Raw genomic sequence first — 21,503 nt, forward strand, 5'->3', positions numbered from 1 at the left:
ACAAAAAAGAGAGGAGCTTACGCCATCCCAGCTGATTTGATCCGGCATATTGCGGTTGATAAGCCAGTAAACAATTCTGAAATGGCAAAGTAAGCACTCAATCGGCAGCAGTCACTGCCTTGAAGAATCAAAACGCAATTTGCATGCGAGAAAGCAAGACTTTCTCGGTAGGCCGATGACTATCGACTGCCCCCTGGTTAAAATGCGTTTGATTGTAGTCTATTTGAAATTTCACATTCCGGTTGAGATACCAATTGATACCGACACCGTAATCCTGGGCTTTACTCACCGAGTGGTCCCAATCGAATAAACCATGCGCAGATGCTTTGGTATCAAGGTTCAGCACCGAGTATCGCGTCACCAATTGCACAGCGCCAAGCGATCCGATACTTTCCAGAGACAAGGGATTGTTAGGCCGCATTCTTCGAAAAGAAGCGTTGCCATTTAACAGCACCCACGATAGTTGAACTTGAAAAGCATCATTCGTAACTTTGTCGCTAGCCGCGCCGAGCCTAATATTCTGCTGAGAGATCGTGTACTCACTCATAATTCCAAACGGCCCTAAATGATAATAGAGTTGCGGGCCAATTCGCTCCCGGCTGCCATCGGCATAAGCCCCCGGCACGTATGTAGCAATCAATTGTTGTCCCGGTGAAATAAAGACGGGTAAGTTTGCATCACCGGCCTGGCTGCTGCCGTGCTGTGTTCCATAACTATAGGCAATACCCAGTCCCAATCCTTCCAGAAATTCCGGTCCGCTATGTTTCAACGGATGCGCAAATACGCGAGCGACAAAATCAATGCCGCTGCTATCTGAATTGATGATACTGCCACGCAAACCGGAACTGTTATCAACGTTTCCGCTAAAAATGCCGAGCTGATACTCGGTCGTGTCCCAAAGAATTTCACCGAAAATTTGTGCACCGATTTCACGATTGGGCGCCAAATTAGTTGGAAAGGCGCGTTCGTTAAAAGCCAGCGCCGTAGCTGATTGCAAACGCTCCAAGCCAAACGGCGGTTTGAACTTGCCGGCGCGTAAGTTTAACGACTTCACGAAACGGCGCTCGGCATAAACATCTAAAATGCCCGGTGTTGCGGCAAAACTCGGCATGATATAGAAACTATAGGCCTTGCCAAATCTAACTTCTAGCGATGGTTGAATACGCCGTAACAGCAAATTATCTTTTCCCAGGTCGACACCATCTTCAAAGTAACTGCGCGAATCCAATTGCAGAAAACCACCTAACCGGATTTCATTGCGTCCTTTGTTCCAGCGATATCCGGTACCGGAGTCTCTAAAGAAAAATCCGGATTTTCTTCTTTTGCTTTTTTTCTTGTTAGCAGTATTTTTCTTGACCGACGGGTTTTGGAAGGTATCGGATGTATCTTCTTGCGCATATCCGTCCGTTGATCCGAGTAAGCAGTATGCAATAGCCATCAGCATGCTTATCAGAAAAATTTTCATCATGAACTCTAGCTTCCGGGTGCATGACTACCGCATGCTTAGATGCAATTAATTGTCAATGCGCTTGAAAAAGTAAGCTGACGACGCTCGCAGGAGGGAATGGTTGCATCGTCAGCAAACAAAAAATCAAAGGCTCTCTCACCCATTTCACCACGCCGCATGCTGATGGAAAACGAATGCGGCGAATCGGGGAGCAGTTGCAACGAATAATTTGTCGACAATCCTAAAGCACGGGCTTGTATCGTCATCGCTTCAATCCATCGTTCTCCTCGCTCGATGCGGGTGCTGCCTTGCAAGTGGTCAATCTTCGATGACTGATTAAGCTCATTATCACGGCGGCTATCTCGTTCTCCGATCAAAACACATACGGGAATCTGTAAAAATTGCTCCGGATCGAAGCGCACCAGCGGCAGGCTATAGGATTGCATGATCCCTTTCGGAAATTTCAACGATTGATCGGGGAAGGTATACCAACCTGCGGCTCCGAGCGCGGCTTTGGCTACACGGTGCGGGTAAACCATCATATAACGATGCGCAAACTGAGCGCCGCCGGAATAACCAAACAAATAAAACTTACTTGCATCCGCACCAGTCAGCCGAGCAACTTCCGCTACGATGGCATTGAGTGCAATATCCGCGCGCTTCCCTTTACGTCCCAAGCGCTGATAATCGGGAAACTGATCTTCTGGAAAATACGGTGCAATCAAAACAACACCATATTTTTCAGCAAATGCAGCGAATTTCCTGGCGTGCTGCTTGGCATTCCGGGAAATCCCATGCACGGTGACAAAAATTTTAGCGTGATCCTCGACCCGCTGCGGGATGTAAAGAAAATAGCTTTGCTGCAAATCGCTTTGCAAGCGGCGTTTCATTGCAACTCCACGCTCCAGTGCCACCCGCGAAAGAGCTGCACTCTGTTTACCATCCGTAGTCGTGGCATTTGCGGAAGACATCAAGAAAATCATCAACGTTACCCTCCAAACAATTCGTTTCAAACAGCAACTGCTTGTTGAATCCCGAACAACCGCGCGGCCGGACCGTTTCCGGCAAGAATTTCTGCGGGCGGACCTGCTTCGAGCAATTGCCCTGCAGCTACATACCAGATCACGTCAGCCGCCATTAGACGTTGCAACTGGTGTGTAACCATTAGTACTGTTCCTTGAAAATCCGCAAGAATCACATCCAAGACTTTGCTGGCCTGTTGATCCAGATTGGCATCCACTTCGTCAAGCAGCAGCAACGCCGGATTTCCTAATAACGCGCGCGCTAATGCAATCTTTTGCCGCTGCCCAACCGACAAACTCAACCCTCCTTCGGTAACGCGTGTTTTTTCGCGATTTGGTAATTGCGCCAACAGCTCATCAATACCGCACAACCGCCAAACTCGTGCAACCTCTCTATCCGGTGCTTTACGCCAACGGTAGCGCAGATTGCGATCAATAGTGCCGCGTAATAGCGGCAAATCAGGACTGACCATAGCGATCGCACGGCGGATTGAATCCAGGCTATGTTCAGCAAGATTCTGACCGTCAAGCATTACGCGACCTTCCTGTGGATCCATCAACCGGGCTGCCAGCGACAGCAGCGTAGATTTACCCGCTCCGTTTGGCCCGACAATCGCGACTATCCTGCCGGACTCAGCTACCGCGCTAAATTTGTTCAACCCCCCGGTAACGCAAACCGCATCAAATTCCAATCGCCCGGAACCCTTGATTAAATCAGGTGCATTTCCCGATTGTGAAGCAAGTGAAGGACTGTCCAAAAATTCCTGAATCCTCTCTCGTGCAATCGATGCGCTATGCCAGTACTCCTGAACACGCCCCAGATCCCGCAATGGCGGCAACAGTATTCCAACGATGCTGATAGCAGCCATTACCGCACCGACACTGGCGATACCGGCATATATGGCAAACATTCCTGCCAGTAGTGTCATTGCCGACGTCATCGCCACCGAGAATTCGGTAATTCCCAAAATCTGACCGGCCACGCGCGCACGCGCGATCATCGACTCTTGTAAAAACTGTCCCTGGCGGATAAGGCGTTGCCGCTCCCGATCGACTTGACCAAATACCTGAACCACCGCGATACTTGCAACTTTCTCGTTAACATTGGCAGCCAAATTGCTTAGCCGGCGACGCGATTCAATCGCAGCAGCCCGCATCCGTTTCCCAAAAAGATACGTAAGCCAGACACCTGTGGCCAGCGATACAGTCACAGTTAAAGCTAATTGCCAGTGAATAATCCCAAGCAAAACCAGTGCTGTTACGGTCGATACCCCCGCAACTGACAACCTGGCGAGCCCCATGCTGATCCAACGGCGCAGCGAAGTCATATCGCCGACGAATCGCAAGGAAACGCCACCACGACTCCGTCGTCTGCAAGATTCTAGGTGTCAACAAACTAAGGCAGTCGTACAGCAACACCCGGACCTCCGCAGCATAATGCTGTCCTATCGATTCTGCGTCTACACGCTCAAGCATGCGTAACCAGCTAATGCTAGCTGCTGCAACAATCAAACCAGCCATCAGCAATAATACGTAAAGATTGAAGGCCGGATACTCAGAAGTCAAAAACCCATCAAACAATTCCTTGACCGACCAAGCGGTTACAACCGCCAGTGCGGCTTGTGCCAAACCATTGCCAACCAGCCGGATAAACAAATTTCGGCGATATCCGTGGAAAACCGAAGGAATTTTCATATTATTCATTATGATATGAACATGAATCGGATTTAGTGGCTGAGACTGGATGCCGCTAGCCGGCCAGCACACTATAACCGAGCGATTGTCTCTGCTGCACTTGTAAAACATCAGCAATAGTACCCGATGAGAGTGCTGCCTTATCGAGTACCGGCAATCCAAGCGCCTTTTCTGTTTCAAAAATCGCTAGCGGCGATGCGGTCAATCGGCCACTGATCCCTTTGAGCGGTAATTTTTTTTGCTCTAACAGTTCTGCTCCCGCCACGGCTCCCATGGCATCGCCTGCCGCAAAAATCAGGCTGTCAATGTTTTTTGCAAAAACCTTCGAATTCAGCAATGCGGCTGTCTCCCGTTGCAATAAACCATCCGCGATTTCAAAACAATTGCGTTGATATTGGCGGCGCTTAGATTTGTCACCAGGATTTCAATAATCTGGTCGACTTGCTCGGCCGATAACAGGTAGGTTGATGGATAGCCGGCATGCGTGAAATCCAGTGTTAATTGTGAACCGGCATCGGTCATGAGCCATGTATCCCGGCCAGAACCCGTGCCTGTGATTTTGGCGGCCCCCACCCGGAAACCCGCATTCGCCAGACCACGAATCATGCAAGTAGCCGTAGTCGTTTTACCAGCATTCATTGAGGTACCGAAGACCCCGACGGTATACGGCCGGGGAAACAAATTGACGAGTTTCGGCAGCGCCGTATCTTTTATGTTGATCCGGCAGTGATTGCTATCCGCTAATAAACCAATCGGCTCAATTTCCGTTGGTGTTTTGACACTTGCATGACGGTAATTCATGCGCGCCGCTAGACCTCCGGAAGCAACCAGATCACAGGATCCCAAATCGTCCGGCACATGCGCTTCATACTGATCCGGCGCATAACGATTGCCATAGCATACGATAATCTCATCGCCTACGAACAACGCTGCCCGCCGCCCGTGCGACAGCTCCAGGCCGGAATGATGGCCAATCTTGGTGACCTTAGCCAGCACCAAATCACCGACATGAGGAATCACATTCGCTCCACTCATCAATGCTACCGCTGTATCCAATTTCTGATTTCGTGGGGTGTACGCCAATTTGGCTTTCAATAGGCGCTCTTGGGTAATAAAAGAGAGGTTCATTTAGTTTTTCCTTTATAAACAGAATCCCACTCCATTGGAATTCATTTGATCAATTTAAGAGAATCGCCTCTAAAACTTTCCAATAAGCCTTTAAGCTTTGGCGAGTTACTGAAAAAAGGCGCAACAATCCCCTCTGCGGCAACATTCCCTAGTGAATGACCGCGCTATTACTATCCGGTTAGAAACGATTTTTGGATGGAAGGGGCTTGCGCCCCTTCCGATTGACTGTTGATGGTTAGCTCAACACACTCACATCATCCCAGCTGATTTGGTCCGGCATGACACCGACAAGGGTGATTGAAACATCAGAACCAAAGTCGACGATGAAGTTTTGGCCGTCATGGCGTAAGTTTGTGACGAAACTGGCCAGATGATCGCGTGAGGTCAAACCCAAACCAGTATCGAATACCAAATCATCATCCAGCGATTTAAAATCGACAATGCGCAAGTGCGATGCTTCGCGAATCACAAAATCGTCGGAACCATTGCCGCCGCTGCAGTCTTCACCCGCGCGTACCGCGATAAAATCATCACCGTCCGTAGGTGAATACCGCAGCGTACCGGGAAACTTCGGCACGACACCTGTGGCATCTGACGATATTTGCCACTGTTCTGAAATACGCACAAACAACTTATCGCCATCCGCATCTGCATAGCGCGTAATCTCAGTACCAAAAGGTTTTACTTCGGTACGCACAACATCACCATTGGCTTCTACGACATACGTCTCGGTGCCGTCGTCATCGATGGATTTTGGCTTCAGAACGCCATCCTTCAGTTCATACACCGCAGTGACTTTACCGTCCACAATGTCGAATTTAAATACTTTATGACTGTGTCCGGATGAACTGTCATCATCATCAAAATCATCACTTCCTGAACTCATGATTATCTCCTTCGCTATTAATGTGATAAATACAACTTTGCATCTATATTACACCTATTTATAAACTATCCCGCCCAGATTGCTAAGAATCACTGAACCGGATTTCGTTGCGCCGCTGTCAGTTGGCGGCCCCATTGGGCCGGTAAATTTTGCACCCAGCCGTTATAAACCAGCGGAATTGGCAATATCCCTTGTCCGCCCATGCCCGGATGCGCCGAAATGGTGTCATCAATGGCAGTGTTACCTGCCGCAAAGAGCCCCACTGCGCCGACAATGACCGCATCGGCTGGATTCCCATCGTTGTTCGGATCGACATCGATGATCAGCATCCGATTCGAAAATTTGCTGGTGACGTAGGCATAATAACCGCCGCCTTGCTTAGCGCCGTATTGCACGCCGTGACAACCCGGATCGCAAGGTAACATGGCTACCACCTCATCGGTTACGGTGTTCACGATTGTGATCGTACCGGTCAGCGTATTGGCGGTTACCATGTTTTTTCCATCCGGTGATACCGGTGTTTGAATCGGCAATGCGCCAACCGGGCCTGTAATGGCTCCAGTAATGGGATTGTAGTTTGCTATCAGATTGATGTGTTTTATTACCCGATGGGTGTCCATATTGATGACCGTGATGGTGCTATCGAGCAGATTCGCCACGTAGTACTTGCTGGCATCCGGCATCATCCCGGTGGCCAACGGATGGCTGAGCGGACCACTGACCGGCAAAATGGCTTCGATGCGATCGCTGTGGAAATTGTATTGCGTGGAATCGCCGTTCAATACATTAGGGGTTACCATGATCTTGCCGTCATGACTCATCCAGTGCGCATGCGGATTGCCTCTGCCGATATCGACGCGGCGCAATACTTGCGTGGCAAGCGGCGTAAGTTCCATCACCGAATCGGTCCGCACGTCGCCATTGTTGGTGATATGAATCAGATCGGAATCGGTCAGCGTCATGACATGAGCCGGCGCTTCGCCGACCGAAACATTGCGGATCAACCGGCCGGTTGCGCGATCATAGACCGTCAATTTCTTATCAAACCACTGCGTCACATAAATCACGTTTTGATCTTTATCGGTCCACATGTTATGCGGATTGTTCATTTTGATCGACGGTAACGCCACTTTGCGTTTGACCTGCCAGGATGCGCCATCCACTGCAGTCACCGTTCCCGGTTTTGATTTTCCCATCGTTTCTTCGAACTGCGTGGCGACCCAAATTTCACCCACAGCAGGTGTCGCTGGCTTAGCTAGGGGTTTGAGCGCAATATCGTTGCCGTAACGGGCATTGAGTACCGCGGGCAGGTTCACAACGCCAATGTCGACCCGTACATCGACATTCGGGTAGGTGATATGCCAAGGCGCATTGCTTGCATAGTTCTGCCAGTTTCCCGGATTGGTCGCGATAAAGAAGGTGCGCAATAACCGCGTGGCCAGATCGCTACTGCTGGGAATCTTGATACCATTGATCAGACTGAGATTGGCTCCGAGATCCAAACCTGCGGTGCTTGGATCGTCGACAATCACTGCACCGAACATGTAGGGATGAATGCTGCAAGTGAAGACGTACAATCCCGGTGTTGTCAGCGTCAAACTGTCGCCGCCTTTCTTGGGTTTGGTGTTAAAGGGCATGCCGGTCGCTCCGGTCGGGTAGATCAAACTGGTCCGGGTATGCACCGTATTCGAATTACCAGAAAAATTAACCCGCACCCCGGGTGCCGCAATGGCAATTGAACGATTACCGGCAACTACCGTGCCGGTGTCAAACCAGCGCCCCGGATGATCGGTTAATTCAAAATTGACTTCATTAGCGCCAGCAAAAGCGGTATTTGCCAGCAACATTATTAGCGATAAGGTCAGCAACGCAATCGAGATACAAGCCTTCTTTATTGCGGACACTTCGAACATAAAAACCTCCCTCTTTAAAATATGCAAAAAGCATGATTGGGTTTACCGGATAACAATCCGCTTAAAATTTGCCGGCAGATAACCGTGTAAAAATCTCCCGCACAACTGAACTATACGTGGGAAAAATTTCCATGTCAATATTCTGTGTAACAATTTCCCACAATCAACTATAATGCTTGCATTTTTATGTGAAATTGTTTTTCATCCATCAATCAATTTATGCATGGCGTTCGTACCAATTCCTATTCAACAATTGTGATCGTGGCATTGCGCCGGATATTGCGGCCGTTGGTGAAACTGATGCTGGCAAAAGGCATTACCTTCCCGTTCTTGTCTGAATTACTAAAGGGTTTATTTGTAGAAGTTGCTGACAGCGAATTCAGAATCGACGGTAAGCCTTCGACTGACAGCCATTTGAGCTTATTGACCGGCATACACCGTAAAGATATCAAGCGGCTACGAACTTGTTCGCATAGCGATGCCGAAACAATCCCGCAGGCTGTATCTCTGGGTACGCGTCTGATTAACTTATGGAGCAGCGATCCGCGTTTTCTCGACGAAAATAACCAACCCAGACCATTGCCGCGTTTTTGCAAAGACGGCGGTGACATTTCTTTCGAAGGATTGGTCACCAGCGTGAGCTGCGATATCCGCTCACGGGTGGTGCTGGATGAGTGGCTCAGGCTGGGTGTTGCCCATTTTGACGAAAACAACCGGGTGTGCCTGAATACCGCAGCATTTATCCCAGCCAACGGATTCGAGGAGAAAGTTTATTATTTCAGTCATAACCTGCACGATCACACAGCAGCAGCAACCAGTAATCTGCTCGGCGACAATCCGCCATTTTTAGAACGAAGCGTATCTTACGACGGACTCAGCGCCGATTCTGTCAAGAATCTTGCAGAAATATCGGAACGACATGGAATGAAGGCGCTGCTCTCCATCAACAAATCGGCAATGGAGTTTGAAAAAAACGATACCGGCAAAAACATACCGCAGCATCGTATGACCTTCGGTATTTATTACTACACCGAACCGTTTAAACCCGAAGCACCGGTCGATGAAAAAACAAAAGAAACATCGCCCACGCCAGACGATCACCCCCAAGCCAGATGAACAATAACCTCCCGCCCGCCCTTCGGCTTTTCATTGCACATTTCACAAGCGCTGTAGCGATCACCCTGTGCTTTTCTGGCAGTGCATTTGCCAAGAATAATTGCGATACCCATGCGTCAACAATTAACCCTGCAGTGATTGCGCAGGCGGATTCCGGGATCGGCGGTACCGGCATAGCGCCCGCCGAATCGGGCATTGGCGGCACTGGGCTGCATGCAGGCGGTATCGGTGGCACCGGCAACCTCGCCGGCGGTATAGGAGGAACCGGCCAGGTTGCAAGCGAGGGCGGTATCGGCGGTACTGGCATCATCGGTATTATCACCGGTTTCGCCAGCATCTGCGTGAACGGTATCGAAGTACATTACGATAACACCACGCCGATTCAAATTGACGGCCGTTCGGCGACCATTCGCGATCTCGCGGCAGGGCAACTCATCGCCGCTCAAGCGCTTGGCAGTGGAACGGAACTTACCGCCCGTCACATCGCAGTCACTCATGCCGCGATTGGTCCAGTCAGCTCGATCGATCATGACAAAGGTGAAATACGCGTATTAAATCAGACCGTACAAATTACCCGCCCGGAAGATCGCGACAGTCTATCCGCTTTAAAAACCGGCGACTGGGCTCAGGTCAGCGGCCACAGGCTTACCGGCGGCGCAATCGTTGCATCGCGGATTGACGCCATACCGCCACGACCGGAAGCGAAAATCAATGGCTACATCACCCACATCGACAGCCACGGCTTTGAAGTCAACGGCACGCGTGTCAATTATGGAACGCAATCGCCAATTGCGGAAATTTCCCGTGGCATGGAAATCTCGGTTAGCGGTCACTGGCAGGGTGACAACTTGCGAGTACACGATTTCGCATTAGAGCCGACCCGCCAAAGCATCGGAAATGTGCAAAACATTGTCATTGAAGGATATATTCATGCGCTGGATGACAAATCAATCAGCCTGGGCAACCGGATTGTGACACTTGATTCCGGAGCTCAGATTGCGGGTGCCTCAAGAAACGAACTGCGGCCTGATCAGCGTATTCAAATCAGCGGTCCGGTAGGATCTGATCAGCGCATTACCCCCGAACGAATTGAAATAAAACAGGAACAATCGCTGTATTTGCAGCAGCGAATTGATCACGACACCATCGATAGCCGTCAGCAAGATCAAAACAAGTCTAGCAAAGACGAGCCGGCGCTCAAGTCGCTCGATAGCGGCAAAGACGGAAAAGACCGTGGCGATAAAGACAGCGATCAGAAAAATTCCGGCAGCGGCGAATTGAAAAAGGAAAGCGGTCATTCGTCCGACAAACAAGGTAATTCTGACAATAACGCCCGCTTAAACGATCACGACAAGCCATCCGGAGATGAAAGAAAATCCGATCGATCCGAATCGTCCGGACACGAAAAATCAGGTGACAGTCAAGTCTCAGACAGATCTGAAAAAGCCAGCGATTCGCTCCGTGATGGGGAAAACCAGGATCGAAACGATCGGGATCAGGTCGGACACTCCGATCGGGATTCCGGCCATCGCGATACCGATCATCTTCGCGATAATATCCGCGATATCGATGTTCGCGAGAACGTCAGTGATCGCCCCGAAATTCCCGACCGGGATTTTAGCCATCGTGACAGGGATTTCGATCGATAACCCACAAAGTTACTTATCACTTATGAATTAATATTTTAGTATTCAATCAATTAGATTGCATCTGCGGAAACTATTCATTTACTTTTTAATAAAATATATTTATCCTGCGTAGGAATATGAGCAGATAATTTGTAGGAAACGCTCCTTTCTTTATTTCCAGCAAATATTCATTATTCATTCTCGAGAAAATCCGAGTACGCCAATCAGCTTTGAAGTAACTGCAAACATTACTAGATTCTTATGTATCGCTCTTTATCAACACTTGCTCTTGTCATACTTTTGTTAGTTCCATTCTCTGCCGTTGCCAATGGATTAAGTTTCAGTACGGCAACCGATTTCACCACCGGTAATTACGGTGGCGCCAGTTCAACAGATATTTGGTACGTCCCTTTTACCGCGCGCTACGACAAGGATCGCGCTTCTTTTCGGTTAACGATCCCCTATCTCAACATCTCGGGGCCCGGAAACGTACTGGGACCCGGTATCGGTGGCGTTGATGGGCGCGGAACCATTATCGGTGGCGGGCTTACCGGAGTGAGTTCTGGCAGTGGCGGTGGTGTCGTCGTCTGCGATGAAGACAAAGAAAATTGCTCAGGAAAAAACCCGGGGCGGAGCGACGACAATTCGGGGCCTGGCGGTGGCGGAGATGACGACGATGATGATTCTGGTGGCGGAGGCGGTGACGACGACGATGACTCCGGAGGTGGCGGTGGCGGTGATGACGACGACGATTCCGGCGGTGGTGGCGGAGGCGGAGATGACGACGATGATTCCGGCGGTGGTGGCGGAGGCAGCGATGACGACGACGATGATTCCGGCGGTGGTGGGAGTGGAGGCGGCGGTGACGACGATGATGATTCCGGCGGTGGTGGAAGTGGAAGCGGCGGTGACGATGACTCCGGTGGTGGTGGTGGCGACGATGACGATGAAGACGCCGGCAGCGGAGTTTCCAGAATAAAACTCAGCAAAGTCAATGCTGCCGGTTTAGTTGGCGGCATCCCACTGGGAGGACCGGATCTGCCGAATTCCACACGCTCGGGTTTAGGTGACATCATCGCCGCATTCAGTTACAACCTGATTGATCACGCACCGACCGGCATCATTTTCGATATTACCGCACGCTTGAAAATCCCTACTGCCAGCGAAAGTCAGAATATGGGAACCGGCAAGGTCGACTACGCGATTCAGGGCGACTTGTTTAAAACAATCTCCAAATTCACGCTCAGCGCAACCTTGGGGTACCGTTTTCTGGGTAATCCCAGCGGGATTACGTTTCATAACGTGATATACGGTGGCGCGGGTGTCGGCTATCAACTATCACCGACGGTCACTGTCGGTACCAGCTACCACATGGGGCAATCACCTGTGAGATTGGAAGACAGCAGGGATTTAACACTGTATTTGTCGCAGCGAGTAACCAATCATTTCAGGCTCAATATTTACGGTTTACGCGGTTTCTCGGATCGCAGTCCTGATTGGGGCGGCGGCATCAATCTGCGCTATGTTTTTTAGAATAAGGGCCGCTCGCGAACGCTTTTATTCAATAAATGCAATCATGAACCCAGTAAACCGTCCGCTTTGCGCTTGGCCAGCAAGCAAATGAGATCGCAACCAATATGTGCTGCGGCTAATGCAGTGATTTGACCATGATCATAAGGCGGCGACACTTCTACGACATCCATACCGGCGAGATTAATCGCAGTGAAGCCACGGATAATACTGAGCGCTTGCGCAGTCGAGAGACCGCCGCAAACCGGTGTACCGGTGCCGGGCGCGAAAGCCGGATCGAGACAGTCGATATCAAAAGTCAAATAGGCTGCACGATTCCCCACAATCCGTTCAACTTCGGCGATGACCGCATCGGTGCCATGGCGGTGTACCCAGGTCGCATCCAGAACATGAATGCCCATAAAATCATCATTCCAAGTGCGAATACCGATTTGCACCGAGTGCCTCGGATCAATCAAACCGTCCCGGACAGCTTTATAAAACATCGAGCCGTGATTCAATGAATTTGGCGATTCGTCTGACCAGGTATCGCTATGTGCGTCAAAATGAATCAAAGCCAGTGGCTCTCCAAATTTCTCCGCGTGCGCTTTGAGCAGCGGGTAAGTCACATAATGATCGCCACCAAAAGTCAGCATGCGCGCCCCGGAATACAAAATATGCCGGGCGTGATCGGCAATCGTTTCGTGAATCGTCATCGGATGATGCACATCGAGATAGCAATCGCCATAATCGATCACGGCCAGATTTTCAAATGGATCAAATCCCCAAGGGTATGGCTTCAGAGAAGCAACCTCGGCAGATGCCAAACGGATTGCTTGCGGCCCGAACCGGGTGCCGGAACGATAAGTCACCGCCAGATCGAACGGAATACCGCTGATCACTAATTCCGCTCCGCTCAGGTCCTTGCTGTAATTGCGCCGCATAAAAGAGAGCACGCCCGAAAAAGTCGGCTCGCGTAACATGCCATAGGGATTATCACGCGCGATCGCGCCATTGATCTTGATTGAATCATCGCTTGTCATAAGGGTTCCTTTGCTAACTGCGGCATAAATTTCTCGGTTAATTTGCATCCCAAGTTGTCCATCATATGTTTTTGCACGCAACAGATTCAAGTGCTGCTGTTCAAATAAAGAACCGTGGTTGGATCTCTATGATGGCTTGACGTTATAATCATTGCGTTTGAGCAATGAATGTTTCTAAATGTTATGCAATTTCCAATTAACCCCAAGTATATCGTTACGATGTTGCTATCAGCCGGATTAGTGAGCGGTTGCGCTTCGATGTTTCCCGGCAGCTCAACGCCTGGCCCTGAAATACGCGATCATCGCACTCCGAATCTTAATGCAGCTTATAACAGGCCCTATAAAGTCAAAGGGGTTACCTATTATCCATTACGTTCTGCATCCGGTTATCGGGAAATCGGCCATGCTTCCTGGTATGGCTCGGAATCCGGCAATCGCACCGCCATGGGCACTCGTTTTGTGCCGCATGGTTTAACAGCCGCTCACAAAACACTACCGCTACCGACTCGGGTCAGAGTCACCAATTTACACAATGGCCGTTATGTAGATGTTATAGTGAACGATCGGGGGCCTTTCAAAAAAGGCCGGATCATCGACTTATCGCACGGTGCGGCGAAAAAAATTGGATTGCACGGGATCGCCAAAGTAAGAGTCGAACATCTGAGCGATAAAATCAGTCAAATTGAAAAATAAACCCTGGCAATCGCACTTGAAGTAGCTCTTCTAGCTCAGCGCTAAACATTCTTTTCAAAGATATATCATTATATTACCTCTTTAAGCGATTCTCAGAGTTGTTTAGAATGAATAGACAACATTAGTTTCTCTTAAAGGTGGGTAATAACAATGACGACACGAAATATACCGCCTGAACGTGCTACCGCGATGCTATCGCTGATCAAGGAATTTCAATATCTAGCGCCCGGAGACATTGAAATCATTGCCAATGCCTGCCAGTGGCATCGCTACGAGGCAGGCTGTGAAATCGTACGCTATCATGATCATACCAACAGCGCCTTTTTCATCGTGCAAGGTGAAATTCGCGTGATGTATCACGGACTATCGGGACAAGAAGTCATTTTGTGTGATTTACCGACTGGCGAAATGTTTGGAGAGCTGACCGCGATTGACGGTCACCCGCGCTCGGCCACTGTCAAAGCAAGAACCAGCGTATTATTGGCATCGATGTCTGCAACCGATTTCCAGAACTTGATATATTCTAATCGCCAAATTGCGGAAACCATCCTTAAACGCTTAACGGGCCAAGTGCGCCGCCTGACCGAACGTGTTTATGACTACAGCACCTTGGCGGTCCGTAACCGCATCCAGGTGGAATTATTACGCCTTGCAAGGGATCACGTCACTTCGTCAAACACCGCCATCATCTCTCCGGCGCCAACACAAACTGAAATCGCGAATCTGGTGAGCACTCACCGGGAAGCGGTATCACGAGAGCTGAATAATCTGGTCCGAGACAAGTTGATTATGCGGCAGGGACACGATCTGCATATTCTCGATGTCGCCAAACTGATCGAAATGGTCAATGAAGTACGGGGCGGTTTCTAATCGGAATCTTTTCGCCACAACGCCTAATTATTTGTGAGGGCACGCCTAAATGTGGCAAACTTCGTTGTCAAATTAAATTACGGGTATTTTATTCGTGTCCCCCTATGAACTGTTCATTGGATTACGCTATACGCGCGCCAAAAAACGTAATCACTTCATCTCGTTTATTTCATTAATTTCCTTGATGGGCATCACATTGGGAATGACAGCGCTGATTACTGTCATGTCGGTGATGAATGGATTTCAGAAAGAAGTTCGCGCCAGAATTTTAGGGGTTGCGTCGCATGTTCAAATTGGCAGTTTTCAAGGCAATGTGCGCTATTGGCAGCAGATTGCCGACGAAGCAATCCAGCATCCGGCGGTGGAAGCTGCGGCGCCTTTCGTCAGCGCTCAAGGCATGGTGTCGCACAATCAAGTGGTACAAGGCATTCTGGTGCGTGGAATCCTGCCTGCAATGGAAGATAAGGTTGCTGATTTCTCCAAGACGATGGTCAGCGGTAAACTCGATGATTTGGTGCCGGGAGAATTCGGTATCATCATCGGCATGGAACTGGCACGCACCATGGGTACATTTGTCGGCGAAAAAATTGTATTGATCTCGCCGCAAGGACAAGTGACACCGGCAGGTATTCTGCCCAGATTAAAACAATTTACCGTCGTCGGAATTTTTGAAGTGGGTCATTTCGAATATGATTCGGGTCTGGCATTGATTCACATGTTCGATGCGCAAAAACTGTACCGCATGGATAACGATGATGTGTCCGGAGTGCGTTTAAAATTGACCGATTTGTTTTTGGCGCCAAAAGTAGTGCAAGAATTACCCGCGATGCTGTCAATCGACAGTTATATCAGCGATTGGACCAAACAACACGCGAACTATTTCCGCGCCATTCAAATTGAGAAACGCATGTTATCGTTAATTCTGGCATTGATAATCGCAGTTGCTGCATTCAATATTGTCTCCACCTTGGTAATGGCGGTCACCGATAAGGAATCGGATATCGCGATTCTCAGAACGCTGGGCGCCAGTCCGCGCAGCATTATGAAAATATTCATCGTTCAAGGCACGTTTATCGGTGTCTTCGGTACCGTGCTCGGCGTTGCCGGCGGTATGCTGCTGGCGTATAACGTCGGTGAGGTAGTCGCTTTTATAGAAAGCTTATTCAATATTCAATTTCTGTCTCGTGAAATCTACTACATCAGTAAGATTCCAACGGATCCGCAGATGTCGGATATTACCACCGTTGCTGTTACTTCATTTATATTGAGTCTGCTGGCAACTATTTACCCTAGCTACCGGGCTTCCAAAGTTAATCCGGCGGAGGCGCTCCGCTATGAGTGATGCCGTTATTGCTTGCCGCAATCTGACCAAACAATTTTCACAAGGCGATTTGTCGGTACCAGTGCTCAAAGGGGTCAACCTGGACCTGCAGAAGGGAGAGATGCTGGCAATCGTAGGCGCTTCCGGTTCCGGCAAGAGCACCTTGCTGCATGTACTGGGAGGATTAGATGCGCCTACAAGCGGAGACATCAGCATCCTCGGTCAAAATATCGCAACAATCAATGAAGAGGCGCGTTGCCAGTTACGCAACCGCTCACTTGGTTTTATCTATCAATTTCATCACTTGCTGCCAGAATTCAGTGCATTGGAAAATGTAGCGATGCCTCTGCTAATCCGTCGCTTAGCCTCCGGAGAAGCCTACGATCGCGCGGCAGAGATGCTGAAACTGGTTGGTTTAGGTCATCGTTTTACGCACACACCCGGTGAGTTATCGGGTGGCGAGCGTCAACGCGCTGCCGTTGCCCGGGCGCTGGTCACGAACCCGTCTTGTATCCTGGCCGATGAGCCAACCGGAAATCTGGATCGGCAAACTGCGGAAAAAGTATTTGATCTGATGCTGGAATTGAATCATAAAATCAGCGCCAGTCTGATCATCGTGACGCACGATCAGCGCCTGGCCAATCGCGCGCAACGAATTCTGCAACTTATTGACGGTGTGTTAAGTGATGTTCCCAGGTCGTAAGGATCGTTTCAATCAATGATGACTTCATTTATGTAACTCCCTCAAATGCGTACACTCTTTACGTACATTATGGTTTTTCCCCGGCGCAGTATTTTTGTGCTGGCGGCGCTATTGATTGCCGGTATTGCAGAAGGTTTGAGCCTGACTGCTTTGTTGCCTTTAATCTCGATTGCGGTAGGTGACTCAGGCAACACCAGCGATTCCGGTATTGGCAAGTTTATGGAAAAAACACTCCAGGATATTGGAATTGAGCCGGCTCTGGATACAATTTTAATCATTATTGTCGGCGGTATGTTTTTTAAAGGGCTGGTATTGCTGTTAGCGAACCGCCAGGTCGGATATACCGTCGCGCATGTCGCCACCGCTTTGCGGCTTGACCTGATCGAGGCTTTGCTCGCCAGCCGCTGGCAATATTACTTACGCCAACCCGTCGGCTCACTTGCCAACTCGGTCGCTACGGAGGCTTACAGAGCAGCTAACGGCTTCGAACACAGTGTCAATGTCTTAGCACTCGCCATTCAAGTACTGGTATACGCCGTCGTAGCATTATTCATTTCATGGGAAGCCACCCTGGCATCTTTAGTCATCGGCTTATTTTTATTGATCGTGCTGAATCGTTTGGTCAGCGCAACCCGCCGCGCCGGAAACAAACAAACCCGGCTATTGCGCGATTTGCTGACTTATCTGTCCGATGTGCTGGGCTCGGTAAAATCGTTAAAAGCCATGGCAAGAGACAATGTCGCTGATGCCATATTGCACGAACAGACGCAGCACCTGGAAAAAGCCACGCGCCGTGAAGTGATGAATAGAGCCGCTCTAACTGCTCTCCAAGAGCCGATCTTGGCTGCATTAACAGCCAGCGGCTTATACATTGCCTTGGTAGTATGGGAATTGTCTTTACCCGAAGTAATGCTGATGGTTTTTTTGCTGACTCGCATACTGGGATTACTCAATAAAACACAGCGCCGCCATCAGCAGCTTGCAGCGCAAGAAAGCGCTTATTGGGCTTTGAGAAAAGCCGCCGAAGAAGCGCGTAAAGCAGCGGAAAGAACAACTGGCGTAATACAGCCAACGTTATATCAAGGTATTACCCTGCATCATGTTAAGTTCAATTATGGGCAAAAAGTCATATTTAACGACTTAAACATCGAAATACCGGTCAATTCGTTTACAGCAGTCATGGGACCTTCGGGTACCGGTAAAAGCACATTGCTGGACTTACTATGCGGATTGACCGAACCACAGTCCGGCGAAATCCGGATTGATAATGTTCCTTTACAGGATGTCAACTTGCGGCAATGGCGCCATATGATCGGCTATGTTTCGCAAGACACGATTTTATTGCATGATACCGTGATGAATAATATCCTCGTCGGAGAACCAGCCTTGACGGCTGCCGATGCTGAGCGAGCGCTGCAGCAAGCCGGTGCATGGGATTTTGTCAATGCCTTGCCGGAAGGGTTGCAGACGGTTGTCGGGGAACGTGGCGGACTGCTTTCCGGCGGACAACGTCAACGTATCGCTATCGCTCGCGCATTAGCGCATAGACCGTCATTCCTGATTCTGGATGAGCCTACCAGCGCACTGGATCCCGAAAGCGAGCAAACGATTTGTGAAACATTGCAGAATCTGGCCAAGGATTTAACGATTATTGCAGTATCTCACCAACCGGCAGTCATCAATGCTGCCGACCGAGTCTTTATGCTGTCTGACGGCAAAGCGGAACCATTGTCGCAACCATCCAGTCTGCAATAGTAAATAGTAATCACCAAAGCTTTGCGTAAGAACAATAGACACTAACGCAAAGTTACATGAAAAAAACCAATTCAAGAGTATTTCCCGAACGATGAAATTACATTTACTGATCCCGGATCTATTCTGGCCCGATAGATTTCAGCCTGAAATTTATCAGGACCTGCCAGCTCCGTGCTTATCGAAGCTACTATCTAAAAGTGATCTTGCCGTCGAACCAGCGGAAGATATGGAATCATGGCTTTGCAAGCAATTCAATATATCCCAGCAACAGTGCAATTGGCCAATTGCGCCTCTAATGTTGCATCGGGACGCCCCCGAATTGACAAAATCCAATAAAGATTTCTGGTTACGTGCCGATCCTGTGCACCTGAGGATCGAGCAAAATCATATTATGTTAGCGGATAGTCAAGCCTTCCAAATCTCGCAGCAAGAAGCCGAAGAAATAGTCGATAGCATTAATCGCAATCTTGCGGATCAGGATTTTTCTGTCATGCCATTGCGCCCTGATCGCTGGTACGCTCGAATGCCTAACCTGCCAGTAATGCGCACATTTTCCCTTGATCAAGTAACTTGCAGAAATATCAACAGCTATCTTCCTTCCGGCAGCGACAGCATCCGCTGGCACAAATTATTCAATGAAATTCAGATGTTGTTGCATGATCACCCGGTTAATCAAGCGCGAGCATCCCGAGGAGAATTGGCCATCAATAGTGTTTGGTTTTGGGGGGCGGGACAAATGCCGCAATCAGTAACTACAGTGTTTGCACATATTTATAGCAACCATGATTTACCGCAAGCGCTTGCATTGGCAGCAGAAATCAATAGTTCTGAGCTTCCCGGCAATGTTTTCGAGTGGATACCAATACAACATTCCGGCACCCAGCTGGTCGTCTTGGATGCTTTACACAGCAAAGCAAGATATCGAAATGGTTACGATTGGCGAGAAACACTCAGAACACTTGAGCAGCAATGGTTTTCACCTATCTACCGCGCATTGAAAGAGAGAAAAATTAGTCAACTAACAATTACCGCATTAAATGAAACCGGCACTTTGAATTTTACTATCCGACCGGCTGATCTGTGGAAATTCTGGCACCTCAATCAACCACTCACGGCACACAGCCAGAAACATTAGTTTAGTGTACATAATAATTTGACGATACTGATAATCAGAATTTCAACTGCTTGACCAGTTAAAAAAGCAGTCATTATAGAGAAGGAATTACAGTGCAAAAGAACAATCCAGTCATTAAGATAAAACCCTATATTGCGATCTCGTTCGCACTCATACCCGCAATAATTCTTGCACTCAATTCATTCTTTTCAGCAGAACTGGATTTATCATTTTATGGATCGGCTGCATTATGGCTTCTTTTGATACTGGCAATCTTAGCTACCATCGCTCAAATATCGCGTGCAGAAAAAAATATCACAGATTACTCCGTGCAACTCCAAATCAGTAAAGAAAGGCTTGGTAACGAAATAAAACATCGACTGTGGGCAGAAAAAACCGCTTCTGAAAATAAAATAAAATCACAGTTTATCGACGAAAATATTCCGGTGATGTTAGCTTATTTCAATACTGAATTTCGTTGCCGTTATCACAATCGCATCTTTCGTCGATGGTTTGGCCTCACAGCAGATCAAATTGACGGCAAGCCATTAAAGGAATTCTCCGGAGAGGAATTTTCTTCTGCAATCGTTAATCGTTCGAAAGAGATCCTGGCAGGAAAAACGATTCATAATGAGCGCATCCTCAAATCAACGAAAGGATTCCCATACATATTCACGGAACAATATCTCCCGCATCTCGATAATAAAGGGAAAACGGTCGGGTTTTACACATTGCATACGCCACGTGCCCAGGAAAAAAGCCGAATATCTCCCAAGAGTAAAGCTGAAGCCTCAAATGATATCGTATCAGCCAAGCCTAGTGAATCTCCTGGAAGTGCTACAAAAGACAACGCCAGTATTCAACAAATCGATACACAAGCTGCAAGCTCAGGGATTTCAGCAGCACGGATAGCTCAAGCGATTGAAGGTGGAGAATTTAATCTTTACTGTCAACCAATAGCCTCGATAAATTCGTCTACCGCATCGTCACATTATGAAATTTTAATACGCATGCACGAAGAAGAGAGTAATCTGATGCCAGCCGGCTCATTCTTGCCTTTGGTCGATCAATTTAAAATGATGCCGAAATTGGATCGCTGGATAATGAATCACATCCTCCAATGGCTCGCGGCTCATCCTAATTCCGATCGGGTTTTTTATATCAATGTGGCAAAAGATACCTTGAGCGATCATACTTTTCCCTTGTTTATTCAAGACCAGATTAATAAAACAAAAACTTCAGCTGCCAATATCTGCTTTGAAATCGAAGCTTCTGATGTTGAATCCGATGTAAACAATACCGTTAATTTTACTCAGAAAGTCCGAAATATTGGCTGTCTCGTATCGCTATGCAGCGTCAGCGATGATTCAGAAATATCCGGGTTACTGAGTAAATTCACGGTTGATTGTTTAAAAATTGATGGCAGCTTAATCTGCAATATTTTGCGCGATGAAGAAGATCTAGCCAAAGTACAAGCGATTAATAGCTTTGCTCACCAAAACAACATCAAAACAATCGCCGAACTGGTCGAAACCGACGAGATTATTGCAAAGCTTCGGGATATAGGCGTTGATTATGGGCAAGGATTCGGTATTGGTAAACCGCACCCATTCACGGAACTTGATCAAGAAAATCAAAAAGGGTGATGATCCTGATCGGA

18 protein-coding genes are annotated in these 21,503 nt (G+C 48.6%); 10 read left to right on the forward strand and 8 right to left on the reverse strand.

Annotation, left to right across the window (positions count from 1 at the left end):
* Window positions 1–127: 127 nt before the first annotated feature.
* The 7 genes from ACV7NC_RS09395 to ACV7NC_RS09425 form a co-directional block, all read right to left on the reverse strand.
* A complete protein-coding gene (locus tag ACV7NC_RS09395; RefSeq protein ID WP_458152297.1) occupies window positions 128–1,468 on the reverse strand; it encodes an OprO/OprP family phosphate-selective porin in 1,341 nt (446 codons plus the stop codon).
* 35 nt (window positions 1,469–1,503) lie between these two features.
* Window positions 1,504–2,430: a hypothetical protein gene (locus ACV7NC_RS09400; protein ID WP_458154896.1), complete on the reverse strand. Its 927-nt coding sequence runs from the start codon at window positions 2,428–2,430 to the stop codon at window positions 1,504–1,506.
* A gap of 26 nt (window positions 2,431–2,456) precedes the next feature.
* Window positions 2,457–3,797 carry an ABC transporter ATP-binding protein gene (locus tag ACV7NC_RS09405; RefSeq protein ID WP_458152298.1) on the reverse strand — a complete coding sequence of 447 codons (1,341 nt, stop codon included), beginning with the start codon at window positions 3,795–3,797 and terminating at the stop codon, window positions 2,457–2,459.
* Between the two features lie 422 nt (window positions 3,798–4,219).
* On the reverse strand, window positions 4,220–4,522 hold the full coding sequence (locus ACV7NC_RS09410) for a hypothetical protein (RefSeq protein WP_458152299.1): 303 nt from the start codon (window positions 4,520–4,522) through the stop codon (window positions 4,220–4,222).
* Complete coding sequence (locus tag ACV7NC_RS09415) at window positions 4,495–5,292, reverse strand: DUF1611 domain-containing protein (RefSeq protein ID WP_458152300.1); 798 nt, start codon at window positions 5,290–5,292, stop codon at window positions 4,495–4,497. Before ACV7NC_RS09415 ends, ACV7NC_RS09410 begins: the two co-directional genes overlap by 28 nt.
* A gap of 235 nt (window positions 5,293–5,527) precedes the next feature.
* Window positions 5,528–6,178 (reverse strand): hypothetical protein, encoded by a 651-nt coding sequence (locus ACV7NC_RS09420; protein ID WP_458152301.1) that lies wholly within the window; start codon window positions 6,176–6,178, stop codon window positions 5,528–5,530.
* 89 nt (window positions 6,179–6,267) lie between these two features.
* Complete coding sequence (locus tag ACV7NC_RS09425) at window positions 6,268–8,091, reverse strand: copper oxidase (protein WP_458152302.1); 1,824 nt, start codon at window positions 8,089–8,091, stop codon at window positions 6,268–6,270.
* 219 nt (window positions 8,092–8,310) lie between these two features.
* On the opposite strand from ACV7NC_RS09425, the gene ACV7NC_RS09430 reads away from it, so the two are divergent.
* The 3 genes from ACV7NC_RS09430 to ACV7NC_RS09440 all read left to right on the forward strand — a co-directional run bounded on the left by ACV7NC_RS09430 (window position 8,311) and on the right by ACV7NC_RS09440 (window position 12,368).
* The gene (locus tag ACV7NC_RS09430; RefSeq protein ID WP_458152303.1) at window positions 8,311–9,207 is read left to right on the forward strand and encodes a DUF6502 family protein; all 897 of its coding nucleotides are present in this window, start codon (window positions 8,311–8,313) and stop codon (window positions 9,205–9,207) included.
* Window positions 9,204–10,856 carry a DUF5666 domain-containing protein gene (locus ACV7NC_RS09435; RefSeq protein ID WP_458152304.1) on the forward strand — a complete coding sequence of 551 codons (1,653 nt, stop codon included), beginning with the start codon at window positions 9,204–9,206 and terminating at the stop codon, window positions 10,854–10,856. The genes ACV7NC_RS09430 and ACV7NC_RS09435 overlap by 4 nt, the downstream gene beginning before the upstream one ends.
* A gap of 240 nt (window positions 10,857–11,096) precedes the next feature.
* A complete protein-coding gene (locus tag ACV7NC_RS09440) occupies window positions 11,097–12,368 on the forward strand; it encodes a hypothetical protein (RefSeq protein ID WP_458152305.1) in 1,272 nt (423 codons plus the stop codon).
* A 41-nt stretch (window positions 12,369–12,409) separates the two neighbouring features.
* Here the strand turns inward: ACV7NC_RS09440 and speB are convergent, their stop codons facing one another.
* Window positions 12,410–13,387: an agmatinase gene (gene speB, locus ACV7NC_RS09445; protein WP_458152306.1), complete on the reverse strand. Its 978-nt coding sequence runs from the start codon at window positions 13,385–13,387 to the stop codon at window positions 12,410–12,412.
* Window positions 13,388–13,570: 183 nt separating this feature from the next.
* Here speB and ACV7NC_RS09450 point away from each other — a divergent pair, with 183 nt between their 5' ends.
* The 7 genes from ACV7NC_RS09450 (at window position 13,571) to ACV7NC_RS09480 (ending at window position 21,489) form a co-directional block, all read left to right on the forward strand.
* On the forward strand, window positions 13,571–14,080 hold the full coding sequence (locus tag ACV7NC_RS09450; protein WP_458152307.1) for a septal ring lytic transglycosylase RlpA family protein: 510 nt from the start codon (window positions 13,571–13,573) through the stop codon (window positions 14,078–14,080).
* Between the two features lie 150 nt (window positions 14,081–14,230).
* Entirely contained in the window at window positions 14,231–14,950 is a 720-nt protein-coding gene (locus ACV7NC_RS09455) for a Crp/Fnr family transcriptional regulator (RefSeq protein ID WP_458152308.1), read from the forward strand.
* Between the two features lie 94 nt (window positions 14,951–15,044).
* The gene (locus ACV7NC_RS09460) at window positions 15,045–16,292 is read left to right on the forward strand and encodes a lipoprotein-releasing ABC transporter permease subunit (RefSeq protein WP_458152309.1); all 1,248 of its coding nucleotides are present in this window, start codon (window positions 15,045–15,047) and stop codon (window positions 16,290–16,292) included.
* Window positions 16,285–16,974 carry a lipoprotein-releasing ABC transporter ATP-binding protein LolD gene (gene lolD, locus ACV7NC_RS09465; RefSeq protein WP_458152310.1) on the forward strand — a complete coding sequence of 230 codons (690 nt, stop codon included), beginning with the start codon at window positions 16,285–16,287 and terminating at the stop codon, window positions 16,972–16,974. The genes ACV7NC_RS09460 and lolD overlap by 8 nt, the downstream gene beginning before the upstream one ends.
* Window positions 16,975–17,019: 45 nt before the next feature.
* Complete coding sequence (locus ACV7NC_RS09470) at window positions 17,020–18,729, forward strand: ABC transporter ATP-binding protein (RefSeq protein ID WP_458152311.1); 1,710 nt, start codon at window positions 17,020–17,022, stop codon at window positions 18,727–18,729.
* A gap of 319 nt (window positions 18,730–19,048) precedes the next feature.
* Window positions 19,049–19,864, forward strand: a complete 816-nt coding sequence (locus tag ACV7NC_RS09475) for a phosphoglycerate mutase (RefSeq protein WP_458152312.1) — start codon at window positions 19,049–19,051, stop codon at window positions 19,862–19,864.
* A 92-nt stretch (window positions 19,865–19,956) separates the two neighbouring features.
* On the forward strand, window positions 19,957–21,489 hold the full coding sequence (locus ACV7NC_RS09480) for a sensor domain-containing phosphodiesterase (RefSeq protein WP_458152313.1): 1,533 nt from the start codon (window positions 19,957–19,959) through the stop codon (window positions 21,487–21,489).
* Window positions 21,490–21,503: the final 14 nt, after the last annotated feature.

The organism is Nitrosomonas limosa, from assembly GCF_054188085.1.

Bases quoted from the DNA above. Each gene is read 5' to 3' on its own strand.
- ACV7NC_RS09470 (WP_458152311.1), top strand. From the start codon at position 17,020: ATGCGTACACTCTTTACGTACATTATGGTTTTTCCCCGGCGCAGTATT.
- ACV7NC_RS09455 (WP_458152308.1), top strand. From the start codon at position 14,231: ATGACGACACGAAATATACCGCCTGAACGTGCTACCGCGATGCTATCG.
- ACV7NC_RS09425 (WP_458152302.1), bottom strand. From the start codon at position 8,091: ATGTTCGAAGTGTCCGCAATAAAGAAGGCTTGTATCTCGATTGCGTTG.
- ACV7NC_RS09435 (WP_458152304.1), top strand. From the start codon at position 9,204: ATGAACAATAACCTCCCGCCCGCCCTTCGGCTTTTCATTGCACATTTC.
- ACV7NC_RS09420 (WP_458152301.1), bottom strand. From the start codon at position 6,178: ATGAGTTCAGGAAGTGATGATTTTGATGATGATGACAGTTCATCCGGA.
- ACV7NC_RS09400 (WP_458154896.1), bottom strand. From the start codon at position 2,430: ATGATTTTCTTGATGTCTTCCGCAAATGCCACGACTACGGATGGTAAA.
- ACV7NC_RS09415 (WP_458152300.1), bottom strand. From the start codon at position 5,292: ATGAACCTCTCTTTTATTACCCAAGAGCGCCTATTGAAAGCCAAATTG.
- ACV7NC_RS09430 (WP_458152303.1), top strand. From the start codon at position 8,311: ATGCATGGCGTTCGTACCAATTCCTATTCAACAATTGTGATCGTGGCA.
- ACV7NC_RS09440 (WP_458152305.1), top strand. From the start codon at position 11,097: ATGTATCGCTCTTTATCAACACTTGCTCTTGTCATACTTTTGTTAGTT.
- ACV7NC_RS09450 (WP_458152307.1), top strand. From the start codon at position 13,571: ATGCAATTTCCAATTAACCCCAAGTATATCGTTACGATGTTGCTATCA.
- ACV7NC_RS09405 (WP_458152298.1), bottom strand. From the start codon at position 3,797: ATGACTTCGCTGCGCCGTTGGATCAGCATGGGGCTCGCCAGGTTGTCA.
- lolD (WP_458152310.1), top strand. From the start codon at position 16,285: ATGAGTGATGCCGTTATTGCTTGCCGCAATCTGACCAAACAATTTTCA.
- ACV7NC_RS09395 (WP_458152297.1), bottom strand. From the start codon at position 1,468: ATGATGAAAATTTTTCTGATAAGCATGCTGATGGCTATTGCATACTGC.
- speB (WP_458152306.1), bottom strand. From the start codon at position 13,387: ATGACAAGCGATGATTCAATCAAGATCAATGGCGCGATCGCGCGTGAT.